Source organism: Sphingomonas sp. (assembly GCF_035910975.1).
GTDB lineage: Bacteria > Pseudomonadota > Alphaproteobacteria > Sphingomonadales > Sphingomonadaceae > Sphingomonas.
Window position 1 is genome coordinate 82941 of record NZ_JAMHWM010000029.1, and the last position, 20582, is coordinate 103522.

The window sequence follows — 20582 nt, forward strand, 5'->3', positions numbered from 1 at the left end:
CGGAGCGCAGCGTGGGAGCGAATTTAGTTTTGGGGCAGGGAATCTTGGAATGCCCACAGACCAAATTGTTATCGGCTTCAACGGCGCTGATCTTGAAGCGTCAAAATCCTTCGCCAACAGCGCCGTATCGAGCCTCTCGAATAGATGGCACGTTCGCGAGGTCGCCGCTGGTAAGGGCGCGTTCCCCCTGTCTCGATGCGACTAACAGCATGGTCAGCTTTTGACGGGACCATATCCAACTTCCCGGTCGGCTTCCCACCCAATCTCCGCCGTTGCCCACATGCGCAAAAATCCTGCGCGTCGCCAGGACGATGGCCGATCTCGCGGCAGCGGAAACGATCGGCCGCATCCATGTTGCCGAGGCGCTGAGTTACCGACGGCAGGCGCCGCGCAATTGAATCAGCGCTGCGGCGCGCCGATCAGCCACGGCTTGACGAGGCCGGTCGGCTTCGCCTTGCCGTCCAGCCGCACGGCGCGGACGATCGCGACTTCCTTGAACAGCATCTGCCCCCGCATCGGCCCCGATCCGCCGCCGGTCGGCATGGCCAGGATACGTTTCACTACGTCCATACCCGCGACGACGCGGCCGAAGGCGGGATAGCCCTCGTACTTGCCGGCCGCGTCCATGTTGGGCGCAGCACCCACCGTGATGAAGAAATTGCCGCCGGCCGACCCGCCATAAGCCGGCCGCGCCATGGAAATGGTGGCGTCGAGGTGCTTGATACCTGTCTTGCTGGTCGGTTCCAGCGGGAAGGGTGGCAGCAGGCGGCGGGCGTCCATCCGCGTGCCGCCCTGGATGAAGCCGAACTTCGGATCGACCTTCTTGCGCGCGGACCGATAGAAAACCGTGCCGTCGAACCGCCCGTCATCGACATAGGCGAGGAAATTGGCGGTCGTCCTGGGCGCGCGCCGCGCATCCAGCGCGATGACGATCGGCCCGGCCGACGTCTCCAGCTTCACCCGGACATAGCCGGCGGTCGGCCGGTTGGCGGGCTGGGCCGCCGCCGGCAACGCGAGCAGCAGGGCGATCAGGGCGGACAGGATACGCAGGCCGGACACCCGCCAGCGGCTACCGCGTCGGCAAGACGGTTGGCAAGACCGTCCGGCCGCCTCTATAGCGCCGACGCCGGGCCGTTTGCGGGCGTGGCGAAATGGTAGACGCAGCGGACTCAAAATCCGCCGGAGCAATCCATGTCGGTTCGAGTCCGACCGCCCGCACCAGCCCGGCTCATTCGGGCGCGCAGAGCCAGGCGGCGCAGGCCAGGTCCTGCACGATGCTGCCGAGCGATTTGTAGAGTGTGACCTGCGCACGTCCGGTGCGGCCGGGCAGAGTGCCGGCGAATACCTCGCCGATTTCCCCGACGATATGGCTATCATCGACGAGGCCGGCGGCTTTCGCGTTCAGGAACTCGGCGCCCTGCGCCAGCACGCCCTGGCGATGATCGGCGAACATGCGCGCCGCGGCGACCAGATCGTTCGCGATCTCGGCCGGGCCGGCGCGGCTCGATCCGACGGCGTTCACATGGGTGCCGGGGCGGATCTGCGCCAGCGACAGGATCGGATCGCGGGCCGCGGTGACGGTGCAGACGATGTCGGCGTCAGCAACGGCGGCATCGATGGTATCTGCAGGTTCGGCGTCGAGCCGCACGGCCAGCGCGCGCGTACGCGCCGCGTCGCGGCCCCAGAGCGTCACGCGCGCCACGGGGCGTACCGCGCGGATCGCGGCGATATGGCGCTCGGCCTGCTCGCCGGTGCCCAGAACGGCGAGCGTCGATGCATCGGGGCGGGCGAGGGCGTCGGTCGCCGCGGCGGTGGCGGCGGCGGTGCGAATCGCGGTGACCTCCCCCGCATCGACGATCGCTGCCGGCGCGCCGGTTTCGGGATCGAAGATCGCAATCACCCCCTGGTGGGACTGGCCACCGCGCGTGACGTTTCCGGAGAAGACGCTGACCAGCTTGGCCCCGAACGCGCCGCCGTCGATCGCCCCCGGCATCACGCCGAACGCATCGCCTCCGTCCAGGTCGATGATACCGCGCAGCAGCTGGCGCGTGCGGCCGATCGACAGCGCGATCATCGCATCGCGCACCAGCGGGATGCAGACGTCCCAGCTCAGCCGCCGCGCGACCTCCTCCGCGTCGATGAAGCGCAGGCTCATGCCGCCTCGGCCGCGATGCGGCGGCGGAACCAGCGGATCAGCAGCGTGGCGTTGAGCAGCATCACCAAACCGTAGATATTCTGCGTGACGGCGAGCGGCAGGCTGTCGAGCACGGTCAGCGTCAGGAACAGCGCAAGCGTCGCGTTCTGCACCCCGGTCTCTATCGCCAGCGTCATCGCGTCGCGGGTGTTCGCGCCCAGCAGACGCCCGATACCGAGCCCGACCGCCATCGCCGCGATGTTGAGCGTATAGATGGCGGGCGTCGCGGCGATCAGGTTCTGCACCACCATCTCCAGGCTGACCGCCACCGAAAAACCGATCACCGCCACCAGCACGACGAAGGCGGTGGGCCGCAGCCGCCTGGCGATCGCCGTCGCGGCATCTGGCACCAGCCGCCGCACCACCATGCCCGCCGCGACCGGCAGCAGGGTGATCCGCGCGAGCTGGAGCATCGTGTCGACGATGTTGAGCTTCGGCACGGTTCCGCCGGCCTCCGCGAGGAAGTGCGGCACTGCCCAGCTCAGCAGGATCGGAATTGTGAACACCGTCGCGATGCTGGTCATCACCGTCAGGATGACGGCCAGGGCGACGTTGCCGCGCCCGACGAAGGTCAGCGCGTTGGACGTGGTGCCCGCCGGACAGATCGAGACGATGAACAGGCCCAGCGCCAGTTCCGGCGACAGGCGGAACAGCGCGCCGATGCCCAGGCCGAGCAGCGGCAGGACGAGCAGGTGGACGCCGAAGCCGGCGGCGACGTAGCGCCGTTCGCCGATCACCGTCGTGAAGTCCCGCAGGGAAAGGGTCAGCCCCAGGCTGAACATGATGAGCATCAGGCCGATCGGCACGACCGCCTGATTGACGAAGGCGATGCTTTCCGGCGTCATGATCCCCAGACCTCCCGCGCGTAGGTGACGAAGTTCAGGCCCATGATCTTCTCGATCCGCCGCGCCGGGTGCCGCCGCGTCTCGAGCAGGCGGACAAGCTTGCGGAACTGATCGGGACCGTGGAGGTCGGCGACCAGCGGAATGGTGTCGGGATTCTCGCCGGTCGCGCCGATGCCTGCGGCGCGACGGGCGGCGACCTCTTTTGCCAGCGCGGCGCGATAGGCTGGCATGTCGTCGATCGCGGTGGTGCCGCCGTCGGTGCCGATGCCGACATGGTCCTCGCCGCAGACGTTCACCGCATGCTCGATGTGCGCGACGACGTCGTTGGCGCTGGCGACGCTGGTGGGGTTGAGGAACGGCATGAAGTAGATGCCGACGAAACCGCCGCGCTCGGCGACCAGGCGGAGTTCGGCATCGGTCTTGTTGCGCGGCAGGTCGGTCAGCGCGCGGCAGCCGGTGTGGTTGATCGAGATCGGCCGGGCGGATGCGCGCGCCGCGTCGAGGCAGGTCCGCTCGCCGCTGTGCGACAGGTCGATCATCACCCGATTGGCGTTCAGCCGCTCGATCGCACGCCGGCCCAGATCGGTCAGCCCGCCGTTCGCGGGTGCCATCGCGCCGCTGCCGATCGCGTTGGCGGGGTTGTAGGTCAGCTGGATGATCCGCACGCCCAGATCGGCGAACAGGTCGATCCGGCTCGGGTCGTCGCCGATCATCGCCGCGTTCTGGAAGCCGTAGATCACGCCGATACGCCGCTCGTCGCGGGCGCGCAGGATGTCGGCGGCGGTGAGCACCTTCAGCAGTTGCGCGGGCCGCGCGCGCAGCCGCGCGTCCCACAGGCCGATTTCGCGCATCGTATGTTCGAACGGCTCCATCGCCCCCGCGACATAGCCCAGCGTGATGTTGACCGCGTCCATGCCGGAAGCGAGCGCGTCGGCGACGACCCGGTCGGAAAGCGTACGGCTGCGCGTGCCCTGGATCGCGGCGTCGGCGCGACGCGCGTTGGGATCGGAAAAGCCGCCCAGCGCATTGACGACGAGCATGTTACGCCCGCGCGGCTGCGCGGCGAGCGGCATGGCCGCCGTCGCTATCGCGGCGCCCGACAGGGTCAGGAAGGCGCGACGGTCAGTCACGGGCGATCTCCTGTGCGGTGACGGGAACATAGGCTTCGCGGGGGTAGGCACGACCGCGCTTCACCGTCATCGCGACGCTGCGCATGTTGGCGATGTCGGCGACCGGATCGCGCGTCACGACGACCATGTTGGCGAGTTTGCCGGGCTCGATCGTCCCCATCTCCTTCGCCTGGCCCATCGTCATCGCGCCGACCAGCGTAGCGGACCGGATCGCCTGCGCGGGCGTCAGCCCGGCCTTGTCGACCAGCAGCTCCAGCTCGTCGAACAACCCTGGATAGGGATCGTCGGCATCGGTATCGCCATCGGTGCCCGCCGACAGCTCGATTCCCGCACGGTGCGCCTGCGCCGTCAGCGTCGCGGCGAGATCGAGCGTGCAATAGGGCGGCGTCCCGCTCCGCGCCGATCGCGCCTCGACCTCGCGGTACACGCGCAGCGTCGGGTCGAGCAGCATGCCGCGCCGCTTCATCTCCGCGAACAGGCCGGCCATCACCGCATTGTCGCCGCGCGCGAACGGCGCGGGATCGATCGGCGCCCGGTCCTGATAGCGCTGCGGCCGGGCCGCGACCGCCTGATAGGCGAGGTAGCAGGTGTGCGAAATGACGTCCGGACCGGCGGCGATCACCTCCGCCGGCGGTGTCGGGAAAACCATGCCGTGCGCCCACACCTGCATGCCCTGCCGGTGCGCTTCGGCCGTGATCGCGGCGATCAGATGCGCCGGCAGGTTGGCGTAGACCTTGATCGCGATCGCGCCGGTGCCTTTCGCCCGCGCGACCGCGAGCGGCAGGTCGGTGGTGTCGTCGATCGCCTGCATCCAGGCGCCCTCGCCGGGCGTCACCCCGGCGCTGACCGCGCGGGTGCGCGGATCGTCGAAGAAGCTCGGCCCCGCCATCAGCGCGGCATAGTAGAGGTCGGGCGAGGCGATTTCGCCGACCCGCGCGGCGCGGGCGATCTCGCCCACCGAGCGCAGATCGTCGGCCATGATCCGCGTCGCGGTGATGCCGCTGTACAGGTCGCGCCGCATCAGCGCCTCGGCGCGGCGGCGGTTGGGCGGGGTCGCGACATGCTGGTGCGAATCGATCAGGCCGGGCAGCAGCCAGCGACCGGACAGATCGACGATCTGCGCGGTCTTCAGCATCGCGGGGGTCGCCTGCCGGTCTGGCACCACCGCCACGATCCGGTCAGCGCGGGTGACCACCGTCATCTGCGTTCGCGCCGGACCGCCGGTGCCGTCGATCAGCGTCGCGCCGCGATAGGCCGTCGTCTCCGCCGCGGGAGCCTGCGCTTGCGCCGCACCGGCTGCGACCACGCCGCATAGCAGCAACAGGCGACGCACGATGTTCATCGATTCTTCCCCCTCAGGCCCGGCTGGCTATCAGCAAATCCCGGTCCGGGCGAGCCGTGCGGCGGTCCATGCGGCGCGCGCGGCATTTCGCAGCCGGGCACTTTCGTTTCGCGCACCGGCCGTTAGGCTCGCCGGATACCAGGGGGGAATCGTCGTGCTCGAACTGACATCGGTCACTCATGTCTATGCCAACGGCACGCGCGCGCTCGACGACGTGACGCTGAGCGTGCCCAAGGGCATGTACGGCCTGCTCGGCCCCAACGGCGCCGGCAAGTCCACGCTGATGCGCACCGTCGCGACGCTGCAGACGCCGACGGCGGGGCAGATCCGCTTCGGCGACATCGACGTGATCGCCCAGCCGGAACGGTTGCGCGAGCGGCTGGGCTATCTGCCGCAGGATTTCGGCGTCTACCCGCGCGTCTCCGCCTACGACATGCTCGATCACATGGCGGTGTTGAAGGGCATCCCGTCCGCGCGCGAGCGCAAGGAAACGGTCGAGACGCTGCTCCACCAGGTCAATCTGTGGAACGTCCGCAAGAAGGCGATCGCGGGCTTCTCCGGCGGCATGCGCCAGCGCTTCGGCATCGCCCAGGCGCTGATCGGCAATCCAGAACTCATCATCGTCGACGAGCCCACCGCCGGGCTGGACCCGGAGGAGCGCAACCGCTTCCTCAATTTGCTGGCGGAAATCGGCGAGAACGTCGTCGTGATCCTGTCGACCCATATCGTCGAGGATGTCGCCGACCTCTGCCCGCGCATGGCGGTGCTGGCCGGCGGGCGTATCCAGCTCGAAGGCGCGCCGCTCGACCTGATCCAGCGCGCGCGGGGCACCGTCTGGGCGAAGACGATCGCGCGGGAAGACCTCGATGCCTATCGCGAGCGGTACGAGGTAATCTCCACCCGGCTGTTCGCCGGGCGGACGATCGTCCACATCCTGTCCGACGGCGATCCCGGCGACGGCTTTACCGCAGTCGAGGGCGGGCTGGAGGATGTGTATTTCTCCACGCTCGCCCATTCGCGCCGCGCGCCCGCCGCGCAGGCCGCCTGAGGCGCGCGGCCATGTTCGGCAAGATCGCGGCCTTCGAGCTCCGTTACCAGCTGCGCAACCCGGTGTTCTGGGTCGTCGCCATCCTGTTCTTCCTGCTGACCTTCGGATCGGTCACGATCGAGCAGATCCAGATCGGCAGCGGCGGCAACATCCACAAGAATTCGCCGGTCGCCATCATCCAGACGCATCTGATCCTGTCGATCTTCTTCATGTTCGTGACGACCGCGTTCGTCGCCAACGTGATCGTGCGTGACGACGAAAGCGGGTTCGGGCCGATGGTCCGGTCCACGCGGGTGCGCAAGTTCGACTATCTGATGGCGCGGTTCACGGGCGCGTTCGCCGCGTCGGCCATCGCATTCCTGGCGGTGCCGTTCGCGATATGGTTCGGATCGCTGATGCCGTGGGTCGACAGCGAGACGCTGGGGCCGACCAACTGGGGCGCCTATGCCTATGCCTATGGCGTTCTCGCGCTGCCCAACCTGTTCCTCACCGCTGGCATCTTCTTCGCGGTCGCGACGATGACGCGGTCGATGATGTACAGCTATCTGGGCGTCGTCGTCTTCCTGGTGCTGTACGTCGTGCTCAACGTCGTGATGCGCGCCAAGCCCGAACTGCGCGAGTTGACGGGCTATCTCGAACCGTTCGGCATCGCCTCGATCGCCAACGTCATCCGCTACTGGACGGCGAGCGAATCGAACACCGGCGTGCCGGCGGTCACCGGCGCGCTGCTCGCCAATCGCGCGATTTGGTTCGGCGTCGGCGTGGCCGCGCTCGTCATCGCCTATTTCCGCTTCAGCTTCGCCGAGCGCGGGGCATCGAAGCGGTCGCTGCGCAAGCAGGCGAAGCGCGAGGCGAAGCTGGCCGCCACCCCGCCGCTCACGGTCGACCGCCTGCCCGCGCCGCGCCAGGACGCCGCCGCCCGGGCACGCTTCTGGACGCGCTGCCGGTTCGAGATGCGGCTGGTGTTCAGGAGCCCCGCGTTCATCGTCCTGCTGCTGGTCGGCCTGTTCAACACGGTTGGCGCCCTGTTGTTCGCCAACGAGATTTACGGCACGCCCGCGCGGCCGCTCACCTTCGCGCTGATCCAGACGTTGCAGGGTGCGTTCGGTCTGATCCCGATCATCATTGCCATCTATTATTCGGGCGAACTCGTCTGGCGCGATCGCGAGCGGCGGATGCACGAGATCGTCGATGCGACCGCGCTGCCCAACTGGGCCTATATGCTGCCCAAGGCGCTGGCGGTCACCGGCGTTTTGTTCGCCACGCTGGCAGTTGCCGTTCTCGCCTCGATCGTCATTCAGTTGTCGCGCGGGCAGACCGCGATCGAACTCGGCCAGTATCTCGGCTGGTATCTGCTGCCGTCGACGATCGACATGGCGATCCTCGCGATCCTGGCGGTGTTCGTCCAGGCGCTGAGCCCCAACAAGTACGTCGGCTGGGGCATCATGGTGATCTATCTGGTCGCCACCATCACCCTGTCGAACATGGGCTTCGAACACCCGCTGTACAATTACGGCAGCACCGGCAGCCAGCGCTTCTCGGACATGAACGGCGCGCAGATCGGCGGCGCGCTCGGCTGGTGGCTGCGGCTCTACTGGGGTGCCTTCGCCGTGGTGCTGGCGGTGCTGGCGCACCTGCTGTGGCGGCGGGGCACCGAGACGCGGCTGATGCCGCGGCTGAAGCGCCTGCCGCGCCGCCTCGTCGGTGCGCCGGGCGTGATCCTGGCGGGCGCGCTGCTCGTCGCCGGGGCGACCGGGGGCTGGCTGTTCTGGAACATGAACGTCCTGAACGACTATCGCACGCGGGACGACCGCGAGGCGCAGCTTGCCGCCTATGAGAAGAAGTACCTGAAGTACGAGGCGCTGCTCCAGCCGTCGATCACCGACGTGAAGCTCGACGTCGCGCTCTATCCCGCCGAACGCCGGGCGGAGACGCGCGGGCTCTATCGCTTCGTCAACGATACCGGTGCGCCGCTCCGCGATCTGCACGTTCGCTTGCCCGATGTGGTCACCCGGATCGGCACGATCGATGTGCCCGGCGCGCGGCTGGCGATGGACGATGCGGAAATGAAGTACCGCATCTACCGCTTCGACCGCCCCCTCGCGCCGGGCGCGACGGGGACGGTCAGCTTCACCACGACGCGCCAGCAGCGGGGCCTGCGCGCCAACGGAGACGACACCTCGCTGATCGCCAACGGCACCTTCCTCAACAACGCAAATATCACGCCGCAGTTCGGCATGAACCGCTCGCAGCTGCTGACCGACCGGGTCAAGCGCCGCAAATACGGCCTGCCCCCCGAACTGCGCATAGCAAAGCTGGAGGACACCTCGGCACAACGCCGCAACTATATCGGCAACGCGCCCTGGGTGATGTCGGACATCACCGTGACCACCGACGCCGGGCAGACGCCGATCGCGCCGGGCCGCAAACTGTCGGATACCACCGCGGGTGGCCGGCGCACCGCGCATTTCGTGTCGAGCGCGCCGATCCTCGCCTTCTTCTCGGTCCAGTCGGCGAACTATGCGGAGAAGAGCGAGACGGCGGACGGCGTGCGCCTGTCGATCTTCTACGACGCCAAGCATGGCTATAACGTCGACAGGATGCTGTCGGCGATGAAGACGTCGCTCGCCTATTTCCGGCGCGCGTTCGGGCCGTACCAGTTCGATTACGCGCGGATCATCGAGTTTCCGGGCTATTCGAGCTTCGCGCAGGCATTTGCCGGGACGATCCCCTATTCCGAGCAGATCGGTTTCATCGCCGACACGCGCGATCCCGACGCGATCGATTACGTCGGCTACGTCACCGCGCATGAACTGGCCCACCAATATTGGGCGCACCAGCTCATCAGCGCCGACATGCAGGGCGGCACGATAATGGTCGAGACGATGGCCCAGTACGGCGCGCTCATGGTGATGAAACACACCTATGGCGAGGACAAGATCCGCCGCTTCCTGAAGTATGAGCTCGACAATTATCTGCGGTCGCGCGGGTCTGAACGGATCGAGGAACTGCCGCTCGATCGCGTCGAGAACCAAGCGTATATCCATTACCGCAAAGGTGCGGTGGTGATGTACCTGCTGCAGGACCGTCTGGGCGAGGACCGCGTCAACGCGATGCTGGCGCAGCTGCTCAAACGCTACCGGTTCAAAGGCGCGCCCTATGCCCGATCGACCGATCTGGTGAACGGTTACCTCTCGCTCGCCCGTACCCCGGCGGAGCGCGAACTGGTGCTCGACCTTCTCTCGCGCATCACCATCTACGACCTGAAGGCCAGCGCGGCGACATCGCGGCGGCTGGGCGACGGCCGGTGGGAGACGATCGTCACGGTGAAGGCCGACAAGGCCTATGCCGACGGCAAGGGCAAGGAACGCCGGGTGCCACTCGACGACCAGATCGATATCGGGCTGTTCGATGCACGGCCGGGGCTGGGCGCGTTCGCCGCGAAGGATGTGATCCTGATGGAACGCCGCCCGATCCGTTCTGGCGAGCAGCAGATCCGTGTTATCTCCACCCGCAAGCCGGCGTTCGCCGGGGTCGATCCGTACAACAAGTACATCGACCGCAACAGCGAGGACAATGTGACCCCGGTCAGCTGATGCCGGCGGGGCAGCGCGCCGGTCGCGCCGCCCCGCCGCATCCCTCGCGGCTTATTGCGTGGGGAAACCGCGCCGCTTGAACAGCGCGCGCACGTCGGGGTCGCGCCCGCGGAACGCCTTGTAGGCATCCTTGCGATCGGTCTCGTTGCCGGTTTCCAGCAGCATGGTGCGGAACTTGTCAGCGATGCCCTTGTCCCACACGTTGCCGGTTTCCTCGAACGCGGCCCAGGTGTCCGCGTCCATCGTTTCCGACCAGAGATAGCTATAGTAGCCGGCCGAATAGGCGTCCGACGAGAACAGGTGATTGAACTGCGGCAGGCGGTGCCGCATCACGATCTCCTTCGGCATCTGCAACCCGGCCAGCGTCTCGCGTTCGAACGCATCGGGATCGGTCACTGGCGTCGTGCGATCGTGCAGCCTCATGTCGACGATCGCCGACGACAGATATTCGACCGTGTCGAAACCCTGGTTGAACGTGTCCGCCTTCTTGATCTTGGCGACCAGATCGGCGGGGATCGGCGCGCCCGTTTTGTAATGCTTCGCGAAACGGCTGAGCACGTCGGGCGTCAGCAGCCAGTTCTCGTTCACCTGGCTGGGGTATTCGACGAAGTCGCGCGGCGTGCCGGCCAGGCCCGGATAATAGACGTTGCCGAGCAGGCTGTGCAGCGCATGGCCGAATTCGTGGAACAGCGTGGATGCGTCGTCGATGCTGATGAGTGTCGGTTCGCCGCCGCCGCCCTTGGTGAAATTGTTGTTGTTCGACGCCAGCACGATATTCTCGCCGCGCAGGCCCGAACGGGTGCGATAGGCCGTCGCCCAGGCGCCCGAACGCTTGCCCGCCCGCGCGAAATTGTCGAGGTAGAAGACGCCGATGGTCTTGCCGCCGCGCGTCACCTCGAACGTACGGACGTCGGGGTGGAACACCGGAATCGTGCCGGTATTCTCCTTGAAGTTCAGGTCGTAGAGCCGGCCGGCGGCGTAGAACATGGCGTCCACCATGTTGTTCAGCTCCAGATACGGCTTCACCTCGCTCTCATCGAGGTCGTACTTCGCCTTGCGGACCTTTTCTGCGTAATAGCGATAGTCCCAACCCGCGATGGTGATCTTCGGCCCCTTGCCGGCGGCGGCTTCGGCGTCGGCGAGTGCCTGCATGTCGGCGACTTCCTCCAGCACGCGCCCGCGCGCCGCCGGCCACACCGACATCATCAGCTTCGTGGCGTTCGCCGGCGTTTCCGCCATCGTATCGTCCATCCGGTAATCGGCGTGCGTCCTGAAGCCCAGGATCGCCGCACGTTCCTGGCGCAGCTTCAGGATCTGCGCGATCGTCGCGTTGGTATCGTTCGCGTCGCCGTTGTCGCCACGGTTGATGTAGGCGTTGTACACCCGCTCGCGCAGGGCGCGGTCGGTGGCGTACATCAGGAACGGCTGCATCGACGACCGCGTGTTCTTGACCGCCCATTTGCCCGCCGCCCCGCGCGCCTTGGCCTCTTCGGCAAGGCTCGCCTTGAAGCTGTCGGGCAGGCCGGCCAGAGCGGCTTCGCTGTCGAGGATGATCGCGGTCTCCTCATCGGCCAGCACCATGCGGCTGAAGTCGGTGTAGAGGCGCGCGAGATCGCCGTTGATCCGCCGGATCTCAACCTTCTGGGCGTCGTTCAACAGCGCGCCGGCGGTGACATAGCCGCGATAGGTGCGCTCCAGCAGCCGCATCTGCTGCGCGTCGAGGCCGAGTGACCGGCGCGCGTCGTACAGCGTCTTCACCCGCTGGAACATCTTCGGATCGAGGCTTAGCTCGGTCGAGAAGGCCGACAGCTTCGGGCTCCATTCGGCCGCGATCTTCTGCACCTCGGGGCTCGCCAGATTGCTGGTGTAGACGCCCCAGATCGCCTGGACGCGTCCGAGCGCGGTCACTTCCTTCTGCCGCGCCGAGATCGTGTTGGCGAAGGTGGGGGCGGCGGGATTGTCGCGCAGCTTGACGAAGCTCGCGCGTGCCTGCGTGATCGCGGCCTCGAACGCGGGCGGGAACATCGCCGGCGTCACCTTGTCCCACTGCGGCACCCCGTCGAACGGGCCGGACCACGGCGCGAGCAGCGGCGCGGGATCGACGGCGGCGGCGGTCTGGGCGGGCGGGGCGGGGGGAGTCGTCTGGGACATGGCGTTCACGCTGGTAGTGACAAGGGAGGTGGTGGCGAGCAGCATCGCGCCGAAGGCAGGTTTCATCAAACGTCCTCGGTATGGGGAGATACGCAATCGTACCGCGCCTGCGGGGCGCGACGCAACGCCGATCGCCCGAGCGGCCCGTCGAACGGCATGAGCGGCATCGCCACGTCGGCCGAAACACTTCGATCGATAGGGAAACTGGCGGAGAGGGTGGGATTCGAACCCACGTTACGGTTCCCCGTAAACCGCATTTCGAGTGCGGCGCGATCGACCACTCTGCCACCTCTCCGCGAGGGGAACGCGCTGGTGGGGCCGTCGATCGGCGCCCGCACGGTTCGGTCGAGGGCGGGCGATTAGCCGATGTTTTCCGGCCCCGCAAGCATCAAGCTTGTGCGCTGCGAAATCGGGCTTACCTTACGCGCATGCCTCGTGTTTCCGCTGCCCAGTCCGTCCTTGAATCCGGCGTTCCCCTGCCTGCCGTCGCCACCGCTCGCTTCGCGATCGGCGCGGTCGTGCGGCACCGGCTGTTCGATTTCCGCGGTATCGTGTTCGACGTCGATCCCGTCTTCGCCAACAGCGACGAATGGTATGAGGCGATCCCCGAGGACGTGCGCCCGCCGAAGGACCAGCCCTTTTACCACCTGCTCGCCGAAAATGCGGAGAGCAGCTACGTCGCCTATGTCAGCCAGCAGAACCTGCTGCCCGACGACAGCGACGAGCCGATCGACCATCCGGCGATCGACGGCATGTTCGATACGCTGGCCGACGGCCGCTACCGTTTGCGCCGCGAACTGCGTCATTGACGGGCCAGGGCGGGCGGCGCAGCCAGCCCCCAGGTTATTTCTCCAGCGCGGTGAAGATCAGCTGGCGGACATAGCGGCGATGCGCCTTCGTCCGTTCGTCGCCGCGACCCTCCGCACCTTTCATCCGCGCGTCGATTGTCTTGAGCTCGCCAAACAGCGCGCTCCTGGCGATCGCATCCATCCGCGCCGCGCCCATCGCGCCGATCAGGCGGGTGACATAGGTCGCCTGCAGGTTCTGGCGGAAGGTATTCACGCTGCCGCGGATATCCGCGTCGAAGATCTCGCCGCTCAGGTCGCCGAGCATCTCGTTCGCCGAATAGCGGTTCCCGTAGAGGGATGAATCGGCCATCCGCTGGAGCGTCGCCGGTGCCAGCAGGTGCGACATCGCGACCGACTGGAGCCCCAGAACGTCGTTGTGTAGCGGGGCGTCCTGCGGCCGGCCGAAGAAATCGAAGCCGCGTCGCTGGAACTGGAGATAGGCGCCGAAATCGGGCGGCAGGTTGAACGCGTCGGGCGCGAACAGATAGCGGCCGAGCAGGCCCATCGTCGCCTTCTGCGTATCGCGCGCGACCGGCACGAACGGTGCGGCGGCGCGGGTTTCCTGGCCGATCGCCGAGCGATCGACATAGACGCCCCCGATGTAGCGCGACACCGCCGTCACATTCTGGCGATACATGCCGTTCAGCAGCTCGTAGGTGCGCCGCATCTCGTCCCAGCTGCCCTGCTCGCGCCTGGTGCGATCGACCAGTTCGCCATAGGCGAGGCGGATCATGTCCATCTGGCGCGTGGCGAACACGACCGGTTCCGACGACAGATCGTAGGGGATGACGCGCGGATCCATCCCCGCGCCGGTCGCCGCCATCGAATCGCCGTCGTTGCCGAAGGCGTGTTCCGGGCGGCTCGACTGGGCGAGGTGTGCCGTCCGCGCGGCCGGATCGGTGAGCGCGGGATCATAGGCATAGGCCAGCGCCCAGTAATCATACGGCCCCGGCCGGGTCGGGAAATAGGCACCCTGCGCCTCGCCACGCGGGGCGATATTGACCTGCGGATAGTCCATGATCGAATTGGACAGGTTCGAGCCGTAGCGGTCGTTGGGCTGGTTCAGCGCGGACAGCGGCTGGTAGAAGCTGCCCATCATGTTGTGGCTGAGGCCGAGCGTATGGCCGACCTCGTGCAGCGCCAGATAGTATAGGCCCTGGCGGACGATTTCGCGCCGCGCCGCCTCGCGCGCGCCCTCGGTCAGGCCGGCCTGGAGGTTGAGCGAGGCCATCGCGAAGCCGATCGACCGTTCGAGCCCTTCGCTCGCGCTGCAATCATGCGCGGTGTGCGGCTCGCCGTCGGCGGCCTCGGCGGCCGATGTGGCGGTACGCGGGAACAGGCGATCCTGCCGAATCCAGCGTTGCACCGTCGCATGTTCCAGCACGATATCGGCGCCGATGATCTCGCCGGTCCGCGGATTGACCACGGTCGGGCCGTAGCCGGCATATTGCGGCACCGGCGATGCGACCCAGCGGATCACGTTGCGGCCGACGTCGCCGGCATCCCACGTCGCGTCGTCGGGCTGTATCTCGACGCGCACCGCGTTGCGGAAGCCCATCGTCTCGAACACCGAATTCCAGTGGAGCACGGCGTCGCGGATGGTGTCGCGGAATTCGCGCGGGGTGGCCTTGTCGATCCAGTAGGTGATCGGCTTGACCGGTTCGGACAGCTTCGCCGCCGGGTCCTTCTTCTCCAGCCGCCAGCGGTAGATCTTGTCGCGCCACGGCGTGCCGTCGATGCTCGACAAATTGGTGTCGCGCGAGGTGAAGAAGCCGACGCGCGGATCCTCCGGCCGCGGCGTGAAGCCCGCCGCGGGCATCGCCACGAAATTATGCTGGATGGCGACGACCCCGCTCGTCGCGCTCGCCGTCTTGGGATAGTCGAACACATACTCCGCGACGATCTCGCTGTTCCTCGCATAGTTGCGAATCGAGCGGATGTTCGACTTTTCCTTGCTCCACGTACCCGCCGGGACGCCCAGCAGCCGGCCCAGCGCGCTTGGCTCGCCGATGCGGATCAGGTCGCGGCCCTGGAACAGGTCGTTGACCTTGATGACGATCTTGCCCGTCGCATCGTCGGCGGCGACGATCGTCGTCGAGGCGAGCAGGGGATTGACGATATTGTCCTGCTGCCCGGCGAGCGTGCTGTCCGCATCGTGCGAATAGAGCGTATCCTGGCGGATGAAGTCGATGCGGTTGAAGCGGCGGCGCAGCTTCAGCACGTAATTGTCGCTGACCGATCCCAGCCGGCGCAGCCCGTCGAGCGCTGTGCCGTCCTGGGTGTAGGTGAAGTAGATGAATTCCGGCCCGATCTGGTCCGGCATGACTTCCATGAACGCATCGCCGTTCACCGGATCGCGCCAGAAGGCGAAATAGCCGTCGATCCGGTCCTTGCCCTTCTGCCAGTCCGCCATCTTGCGGATGCGCGGTGGGGCGGGCGTCGCGGCGGGCTTCTCGCCGTCGGGCTTGTCCGCCGCCGCCGCGTCGCCCTCGGGAGCGGACTGGCCGGCGGCAGGGCCGGCAACCAGCAACGCGGCGGCGATCGCCGTGGAGAACGACAGGCGGCGGAGGCGGATCGTCATGGGGCTATTCTACTCGTGAACGGATCGGATCAGAAATTGCCGCGGATGCCGAGCGTGAACGTCCGGCCACCGTTGAACTGGAGGGTGTTGGGGAAGAAGTAGCTCGCGTCCTTGCGATCGAACGCGGACGCGACCGCGCTGCGGATGTCCGGCTTGCGCGAGCCGCTGAGCAGGTCGTCCCCCTCCACGAAGATCGTGATGAGCTTGCCGCCGACGCGCGCGGCGTAGGAAACGCGCATGTCCAGCGTCGAATAATCCGGGATGATCGAGTTGAGATCGTTCGGATTATACCCGCTGGCCGGCACGCTGGCGTCCTGGTGGGTGTAGATCAACCGGGCTTCCAGGCCCTTGGCGGAATAGTTCAGCGATGCATTGTAGGTGAGGGCGCTGGCCTCGGCGAGGGGCTTGTTGAGCAGATAGTTGGTCAGTGCGCCGGCATCGTTGCGGCCTTGGACCAGCGTCGGGAAGTCGCCGGTCGTGTAGGTGATGTTCCCCATCACCCCGAAATTCTTGAGGAAGCCGGGAAGAAAGTTGAGCTGTTTGGTCACCTCCGCCTCGACACCCCAGATCGTTCCGCCCTCGCCATTCTCCGGGCGATTGAGCTGGTACACGGTGTTTGAGTTGAACGAGAAAAGATCGGGTCGAGCCACGACAAGCGGGCCAAAATAATCGAGGATGCGCTGGCGGACGGTATCGTTGGCGCGATCCTCGAACGCCACGTTGGTGAAATTGTTGGTCGTGATCTTGTAGAATACTGCGGCGCCGATCACGCCTGCCGGCTTGTCGAAGTAATGCGACAGGCCGATCTCGAAATTGTGCACGCGCTGAGGCTTCAGATCGGGATTCGCCTCGCGGATGTAGGCGCGGTTCTGCGACGGCCGAAGGTCTACCGTGTAGCTCGCGGCCCGGCGGATCAGCCGGAAATCCGGATTGGTCGTCGACATGTTGTAGTGGAAACGCGCAACGATATCGTTGGTTGGGCGGTAGTTGAGCAGGACGCTGGGCGTGATCTTCTGCTCGGTGCCGCCGGTGTCCTCAAAATTGACCAGGCCCGCCGCCAGGAACGTCGTGCGCGGTTCGGCGCCGAAAGTGCTGGTCGGGATGAAGACGGTCGGGGTGGTAAGCGTGTTGCCGACTCGCGTGGTGCGTTCGTACCGCGCGCCACCGGTCATATCGAACCTACCTAGACGGAAGTGTCCCTCAAGATAGCCGGCCCATCGCGTTTCGGTCGTTCGCGTACGATCGAGACCGCTGGAATTGGCGGTCGGATCGAGCAGGCGAAGGTCGTTGTAGGTGAATCGCTGTTCATTGAACGCAGTCGACGGATCGTCGACCGTCAAAGAGTTCAGCCGGGCGAACAGAGCATTGGCATTGTACAGGAACGGGACGTTGAAATCGGTACTGCCGATCGTGGACAGAGGGGTGCTGAGGAATACACCGCCAAAATCCGTAAAGCTGGTGGCCCGACCGCTGATTGGGGCGAAGGTCTGGGAACTGGCGATGCCCGACACTGTATTGTTGAAGGAATCGTCAACGCTGGCGCGCGCGCTGCGATCGAACTTCACGCCCGCTTTCAGATAGTCGACAAAGCCGCCGAAATCGTAACGCCCATTGAACTCGGCGGTCCAGGCGGTCGTCGGACTGTTCGTATAGTTCCTGACCGACTGGCCGACGTTATAGTTGGCCGGGTTGAAAACCTGGCTTATCCCCAAGGCGGTCAGCGACGGTATCGGAACGCCGTTGGGGAGCAATGCGAAGGCGCCATCGACCACGCGCGGAGTCCGAGCCGCGTCGTCATCGGGATGGATGACGATAGTTGTCGGATTGATGAGCGCGGTCAGGTTGGTGGCAGCGATGCCACTCAGCACGAAAATGCTGTTGTCGGCGCGTGAAACCGCCCGCGACCAGCCCGCCTTGTAATCGACCGTCAGCGAATCGACGCGGGTGGTGCCGCGCAGGCTAACGGAATTGGACTCGAGGCGAAGGTCCGAGCTCTGCAACTGAATGGTGGGCAGGAAGCGTTCCAGGACGTAGCGGCGGCGGATTTCGCCGTTCAGTTCTGGAATCGGCATGTCGTAATTGCCGGTGGCGAAGGTGATGTTGGTGATCGCGTTACTCGTTACCGCGTCACGTTCGTTGCGCTGCGCATCCAGGCGTAGACGCGTGTGCGAACCGATGTCCCACGCGAAGTTGAGCGAGGCGAGCAGGTTCTTTTCCAGGCGGTCGCGATTGCGATAGGCGGTGCTTTGAATCAGGCGACGATTGAATACCGCATCATACGGAAAGTCCTTCGATTCAGGCACCAGCGTCGGCCCGGTGACGCCTGCCGGCATGACCGAGGGAAGCGTCCCAGCGATGCCGACGTCGAAGTTTGTCCGGTCAGTTTCGCGATAAGACACGGTCGCGGAAACGCCGAAGTTGTCGGCCAGCTTTTTCGCAAAGGTGCCGGTCGCCTGCCACTCGTCGCCGAAGATCGAGCGACCGTTTCGTTCCGCTTCGAACGAAAGGTTGATTGCGGATCGGCCATAGTCGAGGCCCGATTTGGTCTCGATCCGAACAAGCCCCCCCGAACCGGTCGCTTCGTGGCTCGGCAGCAGCGATTTCTCGATACGGATTTCGGCGATGTTGTCGGCTAGGAATCCTGACAGGTCGATAGATCGTTCGAAGTTGGTGCCCTGCAGATCGAGGCCGTTGAGCTGGACCTGGATGGCCTCTGACGTGAAGCCGCGCACGGTAATCTGCGAGCCCTCGCCAGTGCTCGCGTCACGGCTGAACCCGACGCCTGGCACGCGCCGGAGCGCCTCCGACACGGTTTCCGCCGGGAACTGGCCGAGCAGGTCGGACGATACCACGGTCGCGCTGTTGGCGGAGTTCTTCTGGCTGTTCAGCGCGCGCTGGATGCTGCTCATATAGCCCAGCACGACGACGTCCTGCGTCACCTCGCGCTGGATGTTGACCGCGTTCTCGCGGCCCGGCTCGACCACCACGTCGAGCGTCTGGGGAGAGTCGCCGAGATATTCGAGCACGATCATCCGCTGGCCGGCGGGCACGCTGGGCAGGCGGTAGACGCCGTTCGCGTCGGTGACGGTGCGCGCGTCGGTACCGGAGACGCGGACGACCGCGCCGGGCACGCCGTTGCCGTCGGGGCCGCGCACCACGCCGGTGACGGCGCCGTTGCCCTCCACCTGCGCGGCGACCGCCTGGGCAGCCGTGGCGCCGGTCATGCCGAGCACGGCCGGGGCCAGCGCGGCGGTGGATTCATCGCCGGCCGAGGCGGTGCGCTGGCCGTATCCCGAGGCGCTGAGGCGGACCGGGGACTTGACCACGAACACGTTCGGCGCGGCTTCCTCGACGGTCAGGCCGTAGGGGGCGACGAGGCGGCGGATCGCCTCGCGCGGCTCGAAATTACCCGACAGCGGCTGGGCGCGGCGATTGGCGACGACGCCGGGCGCGAACATGATCTCCTGGCCGGTCTGCACCGCGAGCTGGCGCAGCGAATCGGCCAGCGTCTGCGCCGGCAGCGCGACCTTGACCGGTGCCTGGGCCAGCGCGGGCGCCCCCGCAGCCACGCTCGCCGCCGCGACCCCCGCGAGCAGCAGCCCGCGCATCCCACCGAGCTGAACCGTCATGAAATCCCCCCAAAGAAGCATCGAGATTGGTCGAGAACGATGCCTCTCCCGCACCGCATGTCCCGTAAGACGCGCGGCGTTCCGGACCCCGGAAAAAAAGTTTCACTTATGCGGCAGATCAGCGACGAACCGTCGCGTGGCCGGTCAGTTACCCGTTGTGGCCTGCGGCTTCACCGGCGCGCCGTCGGCCCAGGTCAGAGCGATGCGGTTGTCTCGCGCGTCGTAGCTGCGCTCGACGGGAAAGCTCGCCGCGAGTGCCGCGACGAAGGTGTCGGGCGATCCGGTCTTGAACGTGCCGCTGACGCGCAGCTCGCCCAGCGACGGATCGGCGATCTCCAGCTTGCGCGCCGAATAGCGGTTGATCTCCGCCACCACCGCCGACAGCGGCTCGCCGTCGAACGAGACGCGGCCCTCGCGCCAGAAGGAAACCCTGGCGGTGTCGGCGCCGCGCACGGTGAAATCGCCGCCGACGTCGCTCGCGATCAGCTGCTGGCCGGGCGCCAGCATCGCGATTTCACGCCCGCGCAGAAACCCGCGGTCGCGCTCGACCGATACCTTCCCCTCGATCAGCGTCACCTCGATACCGGTATCGCGGCGGCGGACGTTGAACTGGGTGCCGTGGGCGATCACCCGCTCGCCCCCGGTTTCGACGACGAAAGCGCGCCCGGCATCCTTCGCGACCTCGAACAGCGCTTCGCCGCGGATCAGCTCGATATGGCGTTCGCGTTCCGAATAGGCCACGCGGACGACGCTGTCGGTGTTGAGCTGGACGATCGATCCGTCGCCGAGCCGCACGGTCGATCGTTCGCCGACCTGTGTGCGGTAGAGCGAGTGATCGGTGCCGGGCGAGGGCAGGGCGGCGATTTCAGCCGCACCCGAGCGGGGAATGGCGGCCTCACGGCCGAAGAACGTCACGCTGAGCGCGATCACCGCGATCAATGCGGCGGCGACCGCACCATAGTTCCGCCAGGACCGTTCAGGCCGGACGGGGGCGAGCGCCAGCGCCTCGCGCCGCAGGTCCATGATCGGATCCTCGACGGCATGCGCGCCGATTTCGTCCCACAGCGCCTGGATGTCGGCATAGGCGGCGTCATTGGCGGTATTTTCCGCTCGCCAGCCGTCGAGCGCGGCCTGTTCGCGCCGGCCGGCGCCGGGCGCGCGCAGGCGCGCGAACCACCCCGCGGCGGCCGCGACCGGATCGGCGACAAGGTGCATGCG

At 66.6% G+C, this 20582-nt stretch carries 12 protein-coding genes, 2 tRNA genes and 1 pseudogene; 5 read left to right on the forward strand and 10 right to left on the reverse strand.

What is annotated here, in order from left to right:
• Positions 1-287 precede the first annotated feature (287 nt).
• Positions 288-398 (forward strand): annotated as a pseudogene (locus tag VYI76_RS06750) (hypothetical protein); the annotation flags it as partial.
• Position 399: 1 nt separating this feature from the next.
• Here VYI76_RS06750 and VYI76_RS06755 read toward each other — a convergent pair.
• A complete protein-coding gene (locus tag VYI76_RS06755; RefSeq protein WP_443018937.1) occupies positions 400-1050 on the reverse strand; it encodes a peptidylprolyl isomerase in 651 nt (216 codons plus the stop codon).
• A gap of 87 nt (positions 1051-1137) precedes the next feature.
• On the opposite strand from VYI76_RS06755, the gene VYI76_RS06760 reads away from it, so the two are divergent.
• A tRNA-Leu gene (locus tag VYI76_RS06760) sits at positions 1138-1221 on the forward strand.
• Between the two features lie 7 nt (positions 1222-1228).
• Here the strand turns inward: VYI76_RS06760 and VYI76_RS06765 are convergent.
• Genes VYI76_RS06765 through VYI76_RS06780 form a run of 4 tightly spaced genes read right to left on the reverse strand, consistent with a single transcriptional unit; the run spans position 1229 to position 5511 of the window.
• Positions 1229-2155: an ornithine cyclodeaminase family protein gene (locus tag VYI76_RS06765; RefSeq protein WP_326524011.1), complete on the reverse strand. Its 927-nt coding sequence runs from the start codon at positions 2153-2155 to the stop codon at positions 1229-1231.
• On the reverse strand, positions 2152-3039 hold the full coding sequence (locus tag VYI76_RS06770) for a bile acid:sodium symporter family protein (protein ID WP_326524012.1): 888 nt from the start codon (positions 3037-3039) through the stop codon (positions 2152-2154). The genes VYI76_RS06765 and VYI76_RS06770 overlap by 4 nt, the downstream gene beginning before the upstream one ends.
• Entirely contained in the window at positions 3036-4169 is a 1134-nt protein-coding gene (locus tag VYI76_RS06775; protein WP_326524013.1) for a dipeptidase, read from the reverse strand. The genes VYI76_RS06770 and VYI76_RS06775 overlap by 4 nt, the downstream gene beginning before the upstream one ends.
• Positions 4162-5511: an amidohydrolase family protein gene (locus tag VYI76_RS06780; protein ID WP_326524014.1), complete on the reverse strand. Its 1350-nt coding sequence runs from the start codon at positions 5509-5511 to the stop codon at positions 4162-4164. Before VYI76_RS06780 ends, VYI76_RS06775 begins: the two co-directional genes overlap by 8 nt.
• 154 nt (positions 5512-5665) lie before the next feature.
• Here VYI76_RS06780 and VYI76_RS06785 point away from each other — a divergent pair, with 154 nt between their 5' ends.
• Together VYI76_RS06785 and VYI76_RS06790 are read left to right on the forward strand one after the other, a co-directional pair.
• Entirely contained in the window at positions 5666-6559 is an 894-nt protein-coding gene (locus VYI76_RS06785) for an ABC transporter ATP-binding protein (RefSeq protein ID WP_326524015.1), read from the forward strand.
• A gap of 11 nt (positions 6560-6570) precedes the next feature.
• A complete protein-coding gene (locus VYI76_RS06790) occupies positions 6571-10155 on the forward strand; it encodes an ABC transporter permease/M1 family aminopeptidase (RefSeq protein ID WP_326524016.1) in 3585 nt (1194 codons plus the stop codon).
• Between the two features lie 51 nt (positions 10156-10206).
• Here the strand turns inward: VYI76_RS06790 and VYI76_RS06795 are convergent, their stop codons facing one another.
• Entirely contained in the window at positions 10207-12372 is a 2166-nt protein-coding gene (locus tag VYI76_RS06795) for a M3 family metallopeptidase (protein WP_326524017.1), read from the reverse strand.
• Positions 12373-12511: 139 nt separating this feature from the next.
• Positions 12512-12601, reverse strand: a tRNA-Ser gene (locus VYI76_RS06800).
• A gap of 133 nt (positions 12602-12734) precedes the next feature.
• Here VYI76_RS06800 and hspQ point away from each other — a divergent pair.
• Entirely contained in the window at positions 12735-13115 is a 381-nt protein-coding gene (gene hspQ, locus VYI76_RS06805) for a heat shock protein HspQ (protein ID WP_326524018.1), read from the forward strand.
• A 34-nt stretch (positions 13116-13149) separates the two neighbouring features.
• On the opposite strand, the gene VYI76_RS06810 is transcribed toward hspQ, so the two are convergent.
• The 3 genes from VYI76_RS06810 to VYI76_RS06820 form a co-directional block, all read right to left on the reverse strand.
• The gene (locus VYI76_RS06810; RefSeq protein WP_326524019.1) at positions 13150-15735 is read right to left on the reverse strand and encodes a zinc-dependent metalloprotease; all 2586 of its coding nucleotides are present in this window, start codon (positions 15733-15735) and stop codon (positions 13150-13152) included.
• Between the two features lie 29 nt (positions 15736-15764).
• The gene (locus VYI76_RS06815; protein WP_326524020.1) at positions 15765-19364 is read right to left on the reverse strand and encodes a TonB-dependent receptor; all 3600 of its coding nucleotides are present in this window, start codon (positions 19362-19364) and stop codon (positions 15765-15767) included.
• Positions 19365-19508: 144 nt separating this feature from the next.
• Positions 19509-20579, reverse strand: a complete 1071-nt coding sequence (locus tag VYI76_RS06820; protein WP_326524021.1) for a FecR family protein — start codon at positions 20577-20579, stop codon at positions 19509-19511.
• Positions 20580-20582 lie beyond the last annotated feature (3 nt).